9 protein-coding genes are annotated in these 17,843 nt (G+C 42.6%); 1 reads left to right on the forward strand and 8 read right to left on the reverse strand.

Annotated features, from left to right (window positions below; all coding sequences use genetic code 11):
* Nucleotides 1–106: 106 nt before the first annotated feature.
* On the forward strand, nucleotides 107–922 hold the full coding sequence (locus tag LPB86_RS01925; protein WP_230640855.1) for a helix-turn-helix domain-containing protein: 816 nt from the start codon (nucleotides 107–109) through the stop codon (nucleotides 920–922).
* Nucleotides 923–928: 6 nt separating this feature from the next.
* On the opposite strand, the gene LPB86_RS01930 is transcribed toward LPB86_RS01925, so the two are convergent.
* The 8 genes from LPB86_RS01930 to LPB86_RS01965 all read right to left on the reverse strand — a co-directional run bounded on the left by LPB86_RS01930 (nucleotide 929) and on the right by LPB86_RS01965 (nucleotide 17,838).
* On the reverse strand, nucleotides 929–2,611 hold the full coding sequence (locus tag LPB86_RS01930) for a sodium:solute symporter family protein (protein WP_230640856.1): 1,683 nt from the start codon (nucleotides 2,609–2,611) through the stop codon (nucleotides 929–931).
* Between the two features lies 1 nt (nucleotide 2,612).
* A complete protein-coding gene (locus LPB86_RS01935; protein WP_230640857.1) occupies nucleotides 2,613–3,557 on the reverse strand; it encodes a DUF4886 domain-containing protein in 945 nt (314 codons plus the stop codon).
* Nucleotides 3,558–3,595: 38 nt separating this feature from the next.
* Nucleotides 3,596–5,875 carry an FAD-dependent oxidoreductase gene (locus tag LPB86_RS01940; RefSeq protein WP_230640858.1) on the reverse strand — a complete coding sequence of 760 codons (2,280 nt, stop codon included), beginning with the start codon at nucleotides 5,873–5,875 and terminating at the stop codon, nucleotides 3,596–3,598.
* 86 nt (nucleotides 5,876–5,961) lie between these two features.
* Nucleotides 5,962–9,405, reverse strand: a complete 3,444-nt coding sequence (locus tag LPB86_RS01945; protein ID WP_230640859.1) for a hypothetical protein — start codon at nucleotides 9,403–9,405, stop codon at nucleotides 5,962–5,964.
* A 2-nt stretch (nucleotides 9,406–9,407) separates the two neighbouring features.
* On the reverse strand, nucleotides 9,408–11,999 hold the full coding sequence (locus LPB86_RS01950) for a glycerophosphoryl diester phosphodiesterase (RefSeq protein WP_230640860.1): 2,592 nt from the start codon (nucleotides 11,997–11,999) through the stop codon (nucleotides 9,408–9,410).
* Nucleotides 12,000–12,064: 65 nt separating this feature from the next.
* Entirely contained in the window at nucleotides 12,065–12,943 is an 879-nt protein-coding gene (locus LPB86_RS01955) for a DUF5017 domain-containing protein (protein WP_230640861.1), read from the reverse strand.
* 26 nt (nucleotides 12,944–12,969) lie between these two features.
* Nucleotides 12,970–14,577: a RagB/SusD family nutrient uptake outer membrane protein gene (locus tag LPB86_RS01960; RefSeq protein ID WP_230640862.1), complete on the reverse strand. Its 1,608-nt coding sequence runs from the start codon at nucleotides 14,575–14,577 to the stop codon at nucleotides 12,970–12,972.
* Nucleotides 14,578–14,679: 102 nt separating this feature from the next.
* Complete coding sequence (locus LPB86_RS01965) at nucleotides 14,680–17,838, reverse strand: TonB-dependent receptor (RefSeq protein ID WP_230640863.1); 3,159 nt, start codon at nucleotides 17,836–17,838, stop codon at nucleotides 14,680–14,682.
* Between the last annotated feature and the right edge of the window lie 5 nt (nucleotides 17,839–17,843).

Consider the following 17,843-nt stretch of genomic DNA (forward strand, 5'->3'; position numbering starts at 1 on the left):
TTTTTAGTATATAGCTTAAGATGGGGGTTTTGGAGCTTAAATTGCAAGATTAAGGTTACATTTCACCGTTAATCTCGTATACAAATCAACAAATTTAAAACTACTTATGCAAGAAATACTGTCCAAAAAGGCGATCGGCGAGAGAATCAAAAAACTTAGAGTTGAAAATGGACTTTCACAGTCTTTTTTAGCCAATATCCTTAAGCTTTCCAGAAGCAATTATTCGCAAATTGAAATCGGGAACCAATTTCCTTCCTATCAAACGCTTCTGGCCATATCAAAATATTTTCAGAAAAGTTACGAATGGCTGTTGCACGGAATAGGTGAACATGAAGTCCTGATACCAATTGATTTATTAAAAAAAACGCCTGAACTTCAACAGCCCACTATCGTGCTGAACAAGGATGGTTATGCCGCCACCTTATTCGTTAAGGCAGAGGATACCAAAAAATATGCAAAGTTATTAAATGATGAAGCCTTTATAGGCAGTTTAGCCCCACTGGAAGTCCCACTGCAGGCCGGGGAAAGATACCGAAGGGCTTTTAGTGTAAAGAACAAAGTATTACCTGCCCCACTTTTGCAAAATGACCTGCTGATTGCTGAGCATGTTTCAACCTATGCAGAGGTTGTAGTAAACAATTTATACATCATTATTACGAAGAAAGAACTGATTGTAGCCAGACTGCTTTCTGTAGCCCTCCCTTTTAAGACCCTGTTTTGCGCGCTTAATGAAAACGAAGCTAGTTTTGAAGTAAATACAGATGATGTAAAGGAACTGTGGGAAATTACCGGAAAATACACCAGCAGCCTAAACCCTACTGCCACTGAGTTAGAAAAGAACCTTAAGAAGGTCGAAAATGCACTGAAAGCACTTGAGCAAGACCTCTTAAGGATCAAATCTATTCAACTGAGTAAAAACTAACCGCAACTAAAACACCACTTTTTTAGACGCCCGCAGCGGGATCAAAGCACTTAGTAAAATAAGGGTAGCAATCCCGATGACCATATTGGTTCCTTTTGCCGTAAATAAACAAAGGATGTACAGCAGAAATGCGATAAAGGCCAGGGAAAAAGAAATCACTTGCAGACCAAATTTATTTTGCCTTTTAATTTCCAGCGCTTCCTTTTCATCAACCCCCTGAAAACTGGTTTTGCGAATGGCTTTACGCTCCTGCAAATCAAGGTACTCTTTGCTGATCCAACCTTTAGAAGCTGCATAGACTTCGTAAGCAAGCAATAATATACAGGGCAGGATAACACCAAGTAACATTTCATTGGCACGGCTAAGTTTGAAATGCATTAGCACGGGCAGTAGGATTTTGAAAAGCAGATTGACCCCCAAACTGATGGTGGTGATGTAAATGGTGGCCTTACCTGTAATGCGTTTGGAAAATAAGGCCCAGATAGGTGGTGCAAGCAATGGTCCGCCGGTAATGGCACCCACACTTAACGTAAATTCTACTATGCCACCAATGTAGGGTACAATGAGGGCAATTACAATCATGCCGAGCCCGAAAGCCCAGGAAGAGCGGCGGGCGATTTTCATGAGCTTTTCATCCGAAGCAGCAGGGTTGATGCTCCCTTTATAAATATCGTTGGTAAAGACTGCTGATACCACATTTAAAGCGGTATTTGCAGAAGCAGAGGTAGAGAAATACATGCCGGTAAGAATTAATCCCATCAAACCTGCCGGTAAAACCTGCTTGCAAACCATTAAGTAGGCATTTTCTGTGGCCAAGCCAGTTAATCCGGGATTAATGGTTTGGTAAATCATGGGTGGCAACATCCACAGTACCGGACTTAGAATGTAAAGGCCCGCGAAAAGGAAAGCTACTTTAGCGGCAGATTTTGGTGTATCTACACTGGTATACCTTTGTACAAAGGTCCAGTTGCCGCCGATGTAAAAAATGTGGTACAAGGCAAAAGCCAGGATAAAGCCCCAGGTGTATTCACCATTTACAAGCTGAAAGAAATCATCCGGCATTTTATTCAATACGTTTTGTACACCTCCGGCTTCGCCAAAGGCTAATGGAATGATAAGCAATACCGAGGCGGTAAGGATAACAAATTGCAGGATATCAGTAACCATCACAGCCCAAAGACCACCAACAGCGGTATAGGCAATCATAAAGAAACCCAGCACTATGGTAACCGGAATTAAAGGAAACTCTAAGGAGGAACCCACCAATCGCGCTACGGAATATAATACCGAACCTTTGATAAACAACGACACCAACATAAAGATGTAGATAAAGCTTTTTTGAACTTTAGGACCAAGGCGGTCTTTGATAAATTCTGCTGCGGTAAGGTTACCTGTAGCTTTCCATTTTGGCGCAAGGTAAATGCCGGTAACCAGGCCGCCGATACACATGGTCCACTGAATGGTGACCGCCACCCAGCCGTACTTGTAAGCAATAGAACCCCAGGCCACAAAAGTACCCGCAGAGAAAAAACTCATGAAAAGCGACAAACCACCAATAAACCATGGTACGGCTTCGCCACCGGCAAAAAATGACTTTAAATTACGCCCTGTGCGGGAGAACAGTAAACCGATGATCATGATGAACACCGAGAAAACGACAATAACGGAGGTATCTATGATAGAATTCATATTAGCGAATTGGATGATTGACAACTTGATCTGCCACTTTCTTTAGGTACTTGGCCAAATCAGCAGATACCTGTTCTGGCACAAATTGTACGGTTTCGGCAGCATCTTTAAATAGAAAAGCATACCAGATTAAGGAACCTAAATACCTGCCGGCCTCATTGGCATGATTAGCGTCAAATGCGAATCCTTTTTTTGCATTCCAGTAATAGCCTACATTTAAAGAATTGGTTTGATCTGGAAGATTAGGATAAACAGGGCTCAGGTAATTAAAACCTTCATCCTTTTTGTAGGTATGGGCAGGATCTGAAGCGACAAGATTAAAAGCATCGCCAACCGGAATGATCCTCGTTTTTAGCTGTTTTGCAATGGCATGGTAGGCCTCGCGTGATTTTTGCCACATTTCTGTTTGGTCTTTGGCCAATTGCCCCACCTTAACCCTGCCAAATTTCTTTGCATCGCTCCGGTATGCCCAGGTTTGGTGTAGAATAATTTCTGCATTGGGCTGGAGCGTTTTGATGTAATTATAAAGCTTTGAAGCATAGGGCTGATAACTCTCCAGATCTGCAGACAGATAAGAGTATTGCTGAAGGGTTACCATATCCCAGGTTCCGGATGACAATAACATCCTTAAAGATTTACCTCTGTATGGTTTTCCAACGCTGTCTTCCGGATTTGCCTCAGCTGCTTCCACATATTTCCAGTGCTGTTCTAAAGAGTGTCCGCCAAGCTCAGCACTTCCGATCACCAATTTTTTACCTTTTTCTTTTGTGATGGCTTGCAAGTATGAAGTCGCATTTCGGGAAAAACTATTGCCAATAACCAATACCCTCAGCGCTTTATTATTGTCCTGGCCAAATACATGGCTGCTTAGACTCAGCAATACAAATAGCATTAAGGTCCTTTTTTCATTCCTGATCTTCTTCAGGAAGATGCTGATATTTTTCATATGTCTTTGTTTAATTTTTTAACAGAATTAAGAATTGGTTATTTGTAACACCTTACTGAAAATACCGCAGCTGGTACATTAGCAGAAGGATGGCTGACTTCAATGTACAGTTTTTTGGTTTGTAAAGGTTGGGACAGTTGAATGGTGTTATTGCTTTGGTAGTTGTTCTTTTGTTCAAACACCACAGTGCCCTGATCATCCTTGATTTTATAATTCCTGATGCAGAAAGGCATTACATCTTCAGGATGCCCCATTAATACAGTCTCCATCGGATGGTCAAAATCGGTATCAAAGGAGAGTTCAATACTGCGGATTTGCTGGGTTTCCGCCCATTCAATCTCTAATACGGGTTGCTCATCTTTGAGATCAGCCACCCATGCATTGGGTGCTGTAGTGGGACGAAAGAAGCCGTTTTGGATGTTTTCAACGCCAAATTGATTGATCGGTTGTGCCAATTCAAAGGCCAGGTTATGACCAGCAGGACGCCGTTGCGGGCACCAGAATTCAAACTCATCTACACCAATATCAGCTGGCGGGGTCTGTTTACCATAATTAGACACGGCTTTATTGACCAGGTTAAAAACGGAGAGCACACCCGTAAGGCGCTGCTCAGAACAATAAACCTGCACTTCAGGATTTTTATGAATGGTGACGAAGGCATAACTCGTTGCCGGATTTACCGCATTAAAGGCCACCGTTGAAATGTTTTTTCCTTTTTTAAGGTTAAGCGTCTGCTTTTCCAGAATGACATCGGGCGTATAATTTTCTATTTTACTGCTGATGCGCAACTCAATTTGAAGCGTGGCATTTTCCTGGGCTTCTGTGCAGAAGGACAACTGAAGTGGTTCTCCTTGTTTTAAAGGAAGCATTTGAGCCGTTGATACATCCAGGGGTTTAAGGAAATCTAAAGGCAATGCTTTTAGGGAATATTTGCTGGAGGCAGAAAGCTGTGCAGATTGGACCAGATCTTCCTCGTCCTGCAGTTCAAAGCCTGGAATATGATGCCCGGTTTTGAGCAGTTCCTTTTGAAGGCTGGCTATTCTGTTTTCCTGAAGCAGCTGCGCCGGGTTTAAGCCTTTTTCTTTAGCAATGAATGCAGCCATGCCTACCGCCTGCCCAACGTGTGCGGCAGTGGCCATCACCCTTGTAGAGGCAAATGCTACGTGTGTGGCACTGATGATGCGGCCCGCGAGGAATAAGTTTTTAATACTCCTGCTGTAAAGGCAACGATACGGAATTTGATAGACACCCTTACTGTGCCATTGGTTACAGCCAGGTTTTTCGCTAAAAACCCCATCTGCCGGGTGCAGGTCTATAGACCATCCACCGTAGGCAACGGCATCATGATGTGTCCTTTGTTCTACAATATCTTTTTGATGCAACATGTAGTCTCCTTCAAACCTGCGGCTTTCCCGTTTTCCAGGAATAGTACCCACCCATTCCAGCGTCATGGTTTCTGCTTCAGGAAATTCACCGGAATTTTTAATGTAATTCCATGCACCATACACAACTTTCCAAAGTTCCCATTTGATTTTCTCCGTATCATGTACGGTGTCCATCCGGCCACCGTATTCCAGCCACCAAAGTTTACAACCGTATTCTTTAGCATTAAAACTCTTAAATCTTGGGATTTCTTTGGTAATGTCTTGTAATGCGAAATCAGGTGGCGTAAATTTAACCGGTTTACCCGTATCCTTACTGTAAAAGTATAAACTGTGCCCCAGCAATTCACCGTATTCACTGCTTGGTGCAAATTTTTCGTCAAATTCATCCATTCTTTCCGCACCCATTCTGAATGGGGCACCAGATAAGAAGCCTACAATTCCATCTCCGGAGGCATCACAAAATAAAGGCGCCTTAACGTGATAAGCCGTAGCATTTTGACTGCAAAATGCTTTTACTGCCGAAATTAGATCTGCTGATGATTTATCAACTTCATGAACGGCAGTATTCAACAACAAAGTAATGTTGGCCTCTGCAATGACCTTATCCAATAAAATGGTGTCAAAGATTAAAGGGTTTCCTTCCTTATTCTTGTAGGTGTTTTCTACCAGGATCTCATCTATTACACCTCCTTCCCTGCTCCATCTGTTGTTATTGCCGAGATGTGAGGTGGCGCCGAGCACCCATAAACGAACTTCGCTGGAGGAGTTGCCACCGAGAACAGGCCGGTCCTGGATTAAAATTACTTTTAGGCCTTTGCGGGCAGCAGTAATTGCAGCACAAACACCTGAAAGGCCTCCGCCTGTAACAACAAGATCTGCGCTTAAATTTTCTGTTCTTAAATCTCTTTTACTGTTAAATTCTTCTTTGATCATTGTTATTCAAATTTAGCTGCCCTACCCTCTTCTGAAGGCCTCAGCTGTTTCATAATGGATTGTATAATGGTTCCCTAATATTTATTTTAAAATCCTTCAAATTCCAGCTTGATCTGACGACTTTCGTTTGTTATTTTATTTTTCAACTTTAAACTCATGCTTACTGGTTGTAGCGGATCTACTTTAATAAATGACCACTCAAATGGATAGGCCACAAGTTTTTTGCTGGCATTTTTGTCCCCATTTACCATCAGTTCTGCTTCCACACCAGCTGCTGATGCGGTGCCCAGGTAGGCATAAATAGAATCCCAGCCAAATGGCGAACGGATGCGAAATGCATATACGGTACCCCATGGCGCACCTGCATCTATTTCCAAAAGACCATTTTTAACCGGGGGAAGTTCTTTTTTGACAATTGGGGAAGCGAGGGGAAAAGAATATGCGGTTAAGCCTTTTCCAGCAATGACACCATTCATTTTATTTTGGATGAGGGTTAAACTTTCAGGTTCGGCAGATTTACCTTTATACAGCTTAATCCCATTATTTTTTACCCCGGTTTCTGGACTTAGCACTACATCAAAGCCTTGCTCCTGATCAGATTCATTTAACAAGACCAACCAAAAGTGATCATTAGATATCCCGGACAGATAGTTGATTTGTGGATTATTGAGGGTGACCAGGTCTTTTTTTAACCATAGTTTTACCTGTGCATCACCAAAAACAGTACCCTCGCCCGCGCCGTAAATCCTGTTGTTAAACCAGACAAATCCTTCTTGTTTTCCCCAGGGAAAGCTGATATTCCCTGCAGCTCTTTGAACGGCTTCTGTAACCAAAAAATCAAATGTAAAGGCTAAATGAGGAGAAATGTGATGGTAATAGATTGAATTGACATCTGGACCTTTTAAAGGATAATCTGCATGATAAGTAAGATCGGTAAAACCTGTAGCATAATAACCGGGATAATTGGTAAAACGACCAATAATAGAATTTCTGGCATAAATTTCAAAGATATTTGATGGGTTGGGCGCAGATAAACGCAATAAATGCGGTGCCCAGGAAGACATGAAAATATGTCTTACGTTTTTATTGGGCAGAAAAAAAGTAACCGGCTGTTCCAGACCAAGTCCCACTGGCGACACCAGAGATTGTGGAACTTCTTTTTCCAGCACGTCGCCAGCTTTACGTGGAAATCCCAACCTGAACTTTTCGCCATTTTTCCACCATAAGTTGGTGTTTCCTTCAAACTCATTTCCCGGATGGATCAACTGCTGTTTATTTTCTACAAGCGGGTAAGCACGAATACCAGCGATGGTAAAATAAGAAGCATAGGTAGCCGCCTCCAGGAAAATTTTGTTTTTACTGACTTCATAAAGATCCATAAGATCCCACCAGTAAGGATAAAATGAGGTGTTATAAAATGGCTGAGCAGTAAGTGCTACAGTCTTTTGTCCGTATACCTCATTTTGAACAAAGGTTGTGGCATGCAAAATTGCGAGATCAAGCCACTTCTTATCCAATGTAAGTCTATAGGCCGCCAGTTCCTGTGTCCATGAGGGTACATTTACGGAATATCCCGCTGACTTACGCGGTAATTTACCAGGCATTGCGACTTCAACTAACCAGGGATTTTTTTTATCCAGCAGCTGGTTTAATGCTTCAAAATAGGCCGTATTGAACTGAATGTTGGTGTAAGGATTTAGTTGCAGCGAAGCAATTCCCTGATTGTAGGGTGTACCCGCACTTTTAGCCCATCTAAAGGCACTGCGGGATAAAGTATACTCAATGGAAGGCAAGGCACGGGAAACATACAGGTCTTCATCTTTACCGATCACTGCGGCAGAAATGATGGCCAAAGGGGCGGATTGCGCAACTGTAGGTGCTATTTTTGGATCTGCCTCTATGTCGTAAAAACCTTTAAGTTCCGGGCTCCAGCCAGATGCATCCTCATTTTTTATAAGATCGATGATATTGAATGCTGCGTTGGTTAAAGAACCTTCTTTTTGCGAACGGTAGTCTTTAACCCGGTAAATGTTTTCAGAAATATAGCCCAGCGCGCTATTCCAGTCGCCCGCAACCGCGCCAATAGTAAAGTTTCTTTTTAAAGTTTGTCCGCTAGCTAGCTTTGAATCTTCCAGGCCTAAGACTGGTGCAAACGCTACAGGCTGCACTTCATTCAATTCATTTTTCAGGGAAAAACCAATACGTGAGCTTAAATCCTTGCCCCAGTCTAACGGGAAATCATGGAGCGCGCCGGCAACAAACAAACTTAAAGGCCGACCATGATGATTGGCCGTTACAATACTAAGCGGCTGTGGCGTCATTGCGCCCGGTATAAACACTGGGCTTTGTGGAATACGTTGATAGTTAAACATAGGCGGAAGCTGCACGCTTTTTACTTCATTTTCTGGAATAGATTGAAATGCAGAAACCACAAAGCTGTAATACCCCTCTGTTTGAGCTTGATGGGACAAACTGAGTTCATAGTGTGAGGCCTGGGGATTCAATCGCCATATGCCTTCCACTATTGTTCCATCTTCAGCACGATAGTTTACGTTCAAAGCTTCTGGCGAAAGCCGTTGCACTGAAACAGGCCGGCAGAGCAGGAGTTCTCCGGAAAGAAAAGGGTTTTTAGCACTGGTTTGATCTAAAGTCTTGTACATTTTCCCTTTCACAGAAAAATCACTTAAACTGGAGGAATTGCTCCAAAGTGCATAGAAGGGCCCAAATTTAAGACCCGGATTTTTGGCCCTTAATAAAAAAATCCTGTGCTCTTCTGTTCCCGGTTTAATGTTAACCCAACGGTTTTCCTGAAAAGATGCTGTAATGGAAACAATGTGCTTTTTTGCCCTTTGCTTGTCGGTAACTTCCTCAAAACTCAACCTTATTTTGTCATTTGACAACACAGCCAGGAGTTTATCCCTTTTTGTAAAAACTGATGCTGCGGCTACATTTACTTTGGTATGATTTTCTTTTACCTGTAAGGGTTTTATGGCATAATTATTTAAGGTTAAATGACTATTCGGATTTAGGGATGCATCAGTTGTGAAAAATAATGCGTCGCATCTTGCATAATTACGACTGGTATTTTTTAAACGCAATAGGTTTTCGCCAGCTTCAAAATTTACAGCACCAACTTTTTCCCATGCATAACCCTCACTAAGATGTGTGCCAGATTCTTTTTGCAAGGGCTGGTCATTACAAATCAACAGGTATTTTCTTGATCCGGGTTTATTTGTAGCGTAATCCCTGGAGCGGGTCCAGGCAAAAAAGTTCCCTTTGGCCTTGATATTTAAAACCGTAAAGGCATCTGATGTTTCTGCTGTAGAGTGATTGCCCATTAATGCGCCTTTGCCCAATACGTTAGTGCCGGCTTCCTTTTCTAAAACCCATGCACCTGGAAATTGAAAATCTTCTGCTTCTATAAAATAATGCGCTTGCTGCTGTGCGTACAGTTTGGCCGAACAAAACATGCAACACATTAGCACAGTACACAGCACATATAAACGATTTACTTTACAGGATCTTTTCATGTTTAATATTCAATTTCTATAACTTTTAAACCATAGGCTGCAATTTCAACTGGCCAGGATGTGGAAGAAGTTGAGAGGCTTCCTGTTTTACCAGTCGCGGTTAGCCAATTCGCATTTTTCACTTTAGCTGAAGGACTACCGGGGATTTTATTCGGGTTAAAATGCACCTGGGTTTTTAATGTTTTCCCACTATTGTTCAACAGCGTCAGGAAGCATTTCTTTTGGTCTGAATTGATGGCTTGCGTATAATCTAAATAAGGATTGTCTGCTTTAATTAAGCCATCTACAAGCATCAGGGATGCCGGAATTCCATACACCTGACCGGGGGCAAAACCATAACTTTGGTGCGGACCTACCTTAGGGGTAATGAATCCTCTGGGAAATTTAATTCCTCCCTCAGAGCGCAATTCGGTTTCTGACAAGAGGTAATCGGTGATCCAGCCAATTTGCCACCAGGCATGGTGCGGGAATGAGCCTGGGCCTGCGTCCATTTTAGTCCAGTAATAAGAAGCGACGCTGGTTTTTTTATCCACAAAAGCATCCCTTCCAAGCGCAGCCGCACGGGCCATGTCTACATAGATGGAATCTTTTGTAAGCTGAAAAAGCCTGACAAACAAGCCAGCGTGGCTGGCCAGTAAAATTGGGCCCAAAGAATTTGCAGAGCCTATGCTGCCGCCATGCTCAAAGCTTAAACCCACCTGGCTGATTTCCCAATCCTGCAGGCTTTTTCCCTTAACCATCTTTAAAGTTTGATCTGGAATTGGATGGGTATACACTGAGGTGGTGTAAAAACGGGCAGTTTTTATTGCCGCAGCAAGGTAAGCCTTGTTTTTTGTGACTTCATGAAGTGTTAACAAGGCCTGGATACTTTGGCCTGTGGCAAAGTCGGGCACAAACCTGGTATCACCACAAACTCCAAGAAAATGCCCTTTGTTTACAGCGTGCTCAATATACCAGTCTGCACCCTTACAGGCTGCTTGCAAGTATTTTTCGTCGCCCAAAATCTGGTAGGCCACCAGCATTCCATAAAATGTGGGCCTTAAATCTTCCAGTTCAGTAAATAATTTCTTTTCAGAAGCATGGTCATATGCGATTGCCCAGCCGCCATGCTGTTGTTGCCAGCTCAACAAGCGGTCTGCACCTTTTCTTAGCCCTGCTTTAAGTGCAGCATCATTTGGTTGAAACAACAGGATGTTGCCAATATCCATCAAGGTATAATAAGTAAGCCCTATGGGCTCTACGTATGGCCCCCATTCTTCTGTAAACTTTTTACTTTTAGACAAATAGTACTGACCTGTAGCCGCGCCTTCAAAAAATCCGGGTGCTGCCTGTTGCTGAAGCAGCTTAAAATTACGAGCAAAGGGCAGCCGTTCTTGCTGTAAGACAGAATCTTTCATGATGTTGGCGAGCATCCACATGGCTCCATAATCAGAGTTTTTCATGGCATCCTTATCCGAACCCAAAACACCGCCAAGATAGGCCTGTGCACCGATAGACAAATCTTTGAAGGTTTCTGTACGCCACATTGAAGTCTTATCGTCGGTTACATATTTATGCATCGCCAAAATGCGGTCGGTAAGCGACTGAGCGGTTTGTTTTAACGCTAAAAAATCTTTGAAATGATAAATATCATAAACAGCGTGCTTAAAAACCGGGTACCAGTCTGTAGCCTGTAGGGAATACCTGAATGTAAAACTGCTGCTCTCGCCGGTTTTAAGATATGACCCCTTTTGACCCAAAACAGGATGATAAACCGTTGGAGTAAGTGCAGCCTTTCTGTTCATGAGGGAAAGGCCGAGCAACCATTCGTTGTGTGTATTTTTATCTTTATCCCAGGGGTTGCGACCAGTACCAGGCTGTGGAATAACGGCCATAGTCAGGCCATTTTTGGAACTTATTAAAGGAGAAAGCGTGCTGGCAGTTCTCTCTCTAACCACCACAGGTTGATCAGGTATCCCTTGTCCGTAGGCATATGCTTTGACAAAATCTTTTTCTATTGCTGCACCCTGAAAATAGCCTGGCATTAAACCCCAGGCCAGTTCCTTTTCCAGCACGGTAGCCAAGGACGGACTTGCGATGGAAAAGTAGCCGCTTTTTTTGGCTTTGATATTTATGATCACCAGAACATCCTGGGCATAAACTGGATCAATTTGCCAGCTGGCATTTACACTTGCCACTGCCGTTTCTTCTGAAAACCGGAGTTCTTTACCGGAGTTTTGGACACCATGTTTAGGGTAAAAATGATAGGCTTTTCCGGCGGTGTTAAGCTGTACAGGTTGTGTAACCTGGGCCCAGTGCGAGGTAATGTAACGGTAAACTGGTTCAGGAAAGTTTATTTTCTGGTTATCTCTGTAAAGCGGGACAGCCGCGGTATCGGGCTGATAGGCCGAATAGAGCAGGGTATAGTTGCCATCAGGATGAGGCATTTTTATCCAGCTGTTTTTACTTTTAACCATAATCCCGGCAAGGTGCCAGCCATCTCCGCTTTTCTCCCAACGCAAATCAAGGCCAGATCCATTCAGTACAATAGAATTGATGTTTTGCCAACCAATATTTAGCGCGCAGGTTATGGCAAGGCCGCTAAACACTATCATAAAAACTAAGATTCTCCTTTTCAAAAACATAATGATGCCTGATTGCTTGTGTAAATAGGGTGTGATTACGGAACTATGGTAAGCACAATTTCTTTGACTACTTCTTTATACTCCGTTCCAATTCTGTTAGAAGCCAGGAAGGTGACTTTATATACGCCTGCCGCAGCGTAGCTATAACTAAAATCTGAAGGCCGTGTGCTAATATCTTTAAGCACATATCCGATGTCTGACTTGATAAAATTCGGATCAAGTTGTTTAGAAATCACCCAATCTTCGTTGTCATCCAGCCCTACGGCACCACCATACATCAACAATTGAGCAGTGGTAATGGTCCAGGTGATGGCAGGATTTTTAAAACTTATACCTACCCAACCGGCATCGGCCATAACAGCAAGCGGAGTAGCCTGTCCGTTGCGCACCGAACTGGCACTAAAGGTTCGGATTACCCATCTGTTTTGTTGTACGGTACTTTTTACGTCTGTATATTTAAAAGCGACGGTTACAGGTTTTCCCTGATCCGAAAAATCAGACAGATCTACTACGCCAGAAGGGGTATTGTCTGCACCAGTTGAAAATACGGCACGGCTGGAAACATCTGTCCACTTTACGGTTTCAACAATGCCAGAGTTAATTGTTCCGCTAATATCATTGGTAACCATGAGCGACAAGTTGTTTCGAACGCCGCGGTCTACCAATGAACTGAATTGGATTTGTAATTTACCGGGCAGGGAAGTACGGTTGCGGTACGTGTAGTCTTTCCCGGCTTCGCCCGAGTAAAAGGTGATATTGTCTGGGTTACCTGAAAATTTGAATGTAATTTCCTCGCCCTTTTTATAAGTTAACGCAGTGGTTTGCACTTCAAATTCAGGTTGTTGGATCTTATCTTTTGAACATGCAGCTAATAAAATGAGGTTTATGCTGATGATAAAAATTAATGGTTTCATTCTTTTAATATTTAGTGTAAATACAATTACCAGCCCGGATTTTGATCCCGAACCCCAATTTCAGGATTCAGTACGACCTCTGAATTTGGAATTGGCAAAAGGAGGTTTCTGCTGCTGGTATTTTTACCCGCAGACCCAGCATATCGCCAGGTGGAAGGTGCAGAGGCTGTAATTTCGGCAGCCAGGGTATTCATTTTAGATACATAAATACCCCAGCGTTTTAAATCGTGCTGTCGCATTCCTTCAAATGCAAACTCCCTTGCCCTTTCATTCTGAAGCTCTTCCAGAAAGCGGGTTCCGGACAAACCAGGGGTAACATCTACCGTAGCATCAGGGATGCCTACAGGTTTATTATGTCCTCTTCTCCGCACCTGGTTCAGGTAAGTTTCGGCCACCAGGTTTGGCGAGCCATGCATTCCATTTACCGCTTCAGCGTACATCAATAATACATCTGAATACCGCAAAACAGGAAAATTTACGGCATTATAGTCCTTGGTTTTAGGGACTAAAGTTTCATATTGCCTGCGCCATTTGCCGATATTACGGTCGTAAATCTGTGTGCTTGTCCAGGGTGTTGTAGTGGTTACGTTATTGGTTGTGGTGTATTTAAAAGGGGCGATGCACCAATCTCTTCTTACATCCGTTGCATCATATAAATTATATAACCTTGCAGTAGTGTTGATACTGCCTGTAGAGTAACCTGGATCATTCAATTCTGTACTGGTAATGCCGTTACTGATTCCGAGGGTACCGCCCTGCAAAAGATTACCGGTATTATTTCCGGAAAAACCAATTTCCCAAATGCACTCCTTTGGATCTTCTATATCTTTGGCCGCATTGATAAAAATCTGTTTATAATCAGGGTTCAGCGAATGTGCTCCTGAATTGATTATTAGTTCGGACCATTTCAGGGCATCAGCATATTTTGCAACATCATTTAAAGGCGCACCGGCCATGCTGAGGCAGACCTTAGCAAGGATGCCCCCTACTGCAGATTTTGTAATCCTTTCACTGTATTCCAAGCCAGTATCTGTTTGATCTAAAGGATTTTTTTTAATGCTGGGCACCAGGTCATAAGCGGCAGTCATATCTTCTAATATTTGTTGATATACTACATTTACAGCAGATCTTGGCAGCGGTGCTTCTGCAGGGTTTTTTGTGGAGCTTAATTTTAGAGGCACAGCCCCAAAATTATCAACCAGCAAAAAGTAAAAGTAAGCTCGTAAAAATAAGGCTTCTCCCTTAATTTCATTTCTCTTAAGTTCGTTCATTATAGGCTTGTTCATATGCTCCAACAGTGCATTGGCACGATCAATTCCCTGGTAGCAGGTTTCCCAGAACCGGCCAATATCAATGTGTGCCGCATCAAAATCCAGCACATAAATGGAATTGGTAGAAACGTTTCTGTAAAAGAACTCATCGCTGATGGCCAGGTAAGTAAAAAGTCCCCTGCGGTAGGTTCTTTCGTCTGCCAGCCTATTGTAAACGCCAATCAGCGCCGTATTCAATTCACTTTCTGTGTTGAAATAATTTTCAGGGGTTTTAAAATCAGTCGGCTCGCGGTCCAGAAATTTCTTACAGGAGATAGAGGAAGCAATGAGCACAATAAACATCAAATAGATAATAGGTTTCATCGGTATAAATTTTTCTTTATTTGTGATGAAGCGATCATGATTCATTACAATAGGTGATTTTGATAATAATGATGGTTTCATAGTCGGATCTATTGGTTATGATTATAAAGTAAGGTTAATACCGAAAGTGATGGTTCTTGCTTTTGGATAAGCAGACCAGTCAAACCCTGGTGTTAAAGCCGTAGGATTAGTGGACACGTCCGGATCAAGCCCTGAGTAGTTGGTCCAGGTGTATAAATTTTGCGCGGATGCGTAGATCCTTAAGCTGGTAACATTTAATCGTTTCAGTAACAATGGGCTGATGGAATAGCCCAAAGCGACTGTTCGTAACTTAAGGTAAGAGCCATCTTCAATTGTCCTGGATGAATAGACCAGAGGACCTTGACCATACACTTTGTATAGGTTGTTGGTTTGATTTTCTGGTGTCCACCTATCGGCGTAAGCGGCAAACATATTCAAGGAATTCCGGTTCTCTCCCCCTTCAAATTCAATGCGGTTTGCATTGAGGAGATCGTTACCGTAAGACCATTGCAGAAATACATTGAGATCAAATCCTTTGTAGGTAAAATTATTAGAAAGACCGCCGGTATGCAAAGGATTAGGATTCCCGATAATGGTTTGATCAAATCCATTCACTTCTCCATCGCCATTAATGTCTTTATATTTGATGAAGCCTGGCTGAACAGTTGCCCTGGACTGGCCATTGTTTGGGATGTTGTCTTTGAGCACGTAACTTCCGTTAGACAGCTGGTTGAAGTCGGCATATTGGTACACCCCATCCCAAACGTAACCAAAATACTGTGCAATGGGATGGCCGGGAATGGCGATATAAGGATAGGCATTGTTAAAGTTGCCCCAGTTTACCCTTGATAAGATTGAGGGATCTTCTTCTGCAAGTTCCAATACTTTATTTTTATTGAACGATATATTAAAATTGGTATTCCAGGAGAAGTTTTTGTTTTTAATATTTAGCGTATTGACTGTAAATTCGAATCCTTTGTTTTGTACTTTACCAACATTTCGAAGTCCATTTAGAAAACCCTGGGAAGGTGCCAGTGATGAATTTAAGAGCAGATCATAGGTTTTTTTGTGGTAGTAATCTGCGGTCAAGGTAATGCGTTCGTTAAAAAAACCGAGGTCGAGACCAAGATCAGTCTGGGCCGTACTTTCCCACATTAAATCTTTATTTCCCAGTGTATTTGGGATCAAACCATTCATTGCGTTGTTGTTGATGGGATAACCCGAGGCGGGGGTAATTTGCAAAGAAGAGAGGTAAGCATAATCAGACACCCGGTTGTTTCCTGTTACACCATGGCTGATCCTAAATTTAGCATTTGAAATAGGCGTGATGCCTTTCATAAATTTCTCGTTGCTTAACAGCCAGGCAAAAGAGCCGGATGGGAAATAAGCCCAACGGTTAGCAGGCGCAAATTTAGAAGATCCATCTGCCCTGAATGAAGCTGTAAACAGGTACCTGGATTTATAACCATAGGTTAGCCGGCTTAAAAAGGACATCAGGGCAGAACTAGAGCTGCTGCTATATAGTCGGCTGGGTGTGCCTTCTTCCAATCCGCTAATTCCGAGTGATTCATTAGGTAACTGGGTAGCCGCAAAACCAGAACTTATGCCCGAAATTTCCTGAAGTGTAAAACCTGCCAGTGCATTAAAATTGTGTACTTTGTTTACGGTCTTTTTGAATGTTAGCGTATTCTCATTTAGAAGATTGGTAACGTCATAATTCATAATGGAACCATTGATCCCGATACTGCTGGACAGCGGGTTTCCGGAACGTGTATTGGAATTGTTGAAGATCTCCTTTCTGGTTGTTCTTTTTGTAATGCCTCCCGATGTGCGAAAGGTGAAAGACTTCAAAAACTTATACTCGGCAAAAGCATTGGCCAGTAGGGCGTTAACAAAAGACGGATTGTACTCATTTTGCGTAGAGATGGCAGGGTTAATCCTATACTCGGCAGTAGGGTTTACATCCGGGTCAAAAGGAAGTTCCAGCAGTTGCTCATCCTTTAAATTATCTCCTGTTACCGGGCGATATCCCCAAACGCTGTACATTAAACTGGCGGTTGCGCCCCCATTTTGCTCTGCAGCAATGGTACCGTAAGTTTTTGTTGCAGAATAATTGAGGTTAATACCCACCTTTAAATTTGGATTGATGGTTTGATCGAGTATGACCCTTCCCTGATACCTCCTAAATCCACTATTGATGATAATTCCATCCTGATTTAGAAGAGATCCGGAGATAGCGTACCGGGTTTTATCTGTGCCGCCGTTTACAGACATAAAATGATTTTGCATCGGGGCAGTTCTGAATATTTTGTCCTGCCAGTTTATCCCTTCCACATCTTTATAAAAATCCAGGGTACGACCATCTTTGAGATATATTGGTGTATATACCGCATTGTTAAATTCGAGTTGATATTTTACAAAATCATAAGCACTCATGACCTCTTGCTGCCTGAGATTTTTCTGTATTCCGAAATAATTTTGATAGGTAATTACAGGAATTCCAGCTTTCCCTCTTTTAGTAGTAATGATGATGACACCGTTTGCCCCTCTTGCGCCATAGATTGCTGTGGCAGATGCATCTTTAAGCACATCCATCGTTTCTATTTCTGCAGGATTAATGATGTTATTGGTTGGATCTTCAATAGGAAAGCCATCAATTACAAATAGAGGGGAATTACTTTGGGTAACGGAATTGTTTCCACGGATGGAGATTTGCATGGCTGAGCCGGGCTGCCCGTCTGATGCAGATACCTGGACCCCTGCAACCCTGCCTGCCAGGGCATCTTCAAAAGAAGCGACAGGTGCTTTTTGTAAATCAACAACATTTACCTGACTTACCGATCCCGTGAGGTCTCTTTTTTGAACCGCACCGTAGCCTATGACCACTACGTCATCTAAAGTTTTTCTGTCTTCCAGCAATGTTACCGGATAAACAGACGCCCCTTTTAAGGGAAGCTCCTGGGTGATAAAACCGGTGTAAGAGAAGATTAAAATGCCAGTGTTTTTTGGAACAGAAATTCTAAATGCGCCCCTATTATTGGTCTGCGTGGCCACATTTGTACCTTTTAATTTAATGGTTACACCGGGCATCAGGTTGCCATTGATATCAGTTACCGTTCCTGTAATAGTAAGCTGGGATTGCTTCTGCAAGCCGGCAGAAAAGTATGTTTTCGAAGATTTGGCTGCATTTGCCTGCAGACAAAAGAAAATTGAATAAAGTAATATAACGTAGAATTTCATTGCAT

This window comes from Pedobacter sp. MC2016-14 (assembly GCF_020991475.1).
Lineage (GTDB): Bacteria > Bacteroidota > Bacteroidia > Sphingobacteriales > Sphingobacteriaceae > Pedobacter.

What these genes read in the sequence shown, in the direction of transcription:
- LPB86_RS01925 (WP_230640855.1), top strand. Translation starts at nt 107, where the DNA reads ATGCAAGAAATACTGTCCAAAAAGGCGATCGGCGAGAGAATCAAAAAA.
- LPB86_RS01930 (WP_230640856.1), bottom strand. Translation starts at nt 2,611, where the DNA reads ATGAATTCTATCATAGATACCTCCGTTATTGTCGTTTTCTCGGTGTTC.
- LPB86_RS01935 (WP_230640857.1), bottom strand. Translation starts at nt 3,557, where the DNA reads ATGAAAAATATCAGCATCTTCCTGAAGAAGATCAGGAATGAAAAAAGG.
- LPB86_RS01940 (WP_230640858.1), bottom strand. Translation starts at nt 5,875, where the DNA reads ATGATCAAAGAAGAATTTAACAGTAAAAGAGATTTAAGAACAGAAAAT.
- LPB86_RS01945 (WP_230640859.1), bottom strand. Translation starts at nt 9,405, where the DNA reads ATGAAAAGATCCTGTAAAGTAAATCGTTTATATGTGCTGTGTACTGTG.
- LPB86_RS01950 (WP_230640860.1), bottom strand. Translation starts at nt 11,999, where the DNA reads ATGATAGTGTTTAGCGGCCTTGCCATAACCTGCGCGCTAAATATTGGT.
- LPB86_RS01955 (WP_230640861.1), bottom strand. Translation starts at nt 12,943, where the DNA reads ATGAAACCATTAATTTTTATCATCAGCATAAACCTCATTTTATTAGCT.
- LPB86_RS01960 (WP_230640862.1), bottom strand. Translation starts at nt 14,577, where the DNA reads ATGAAACCTATTATCTATTTGATGTTTATTGTGCTCATTGCTTCCTCT.
- LPB86_RS01965 (WP_230640863.1), bottom strand. Translation starts at nt 17,838, where the DNA reads ATGAAATTCTACGTTATATTACTTTATTCAATTTTCTTTTGTCTGCAG.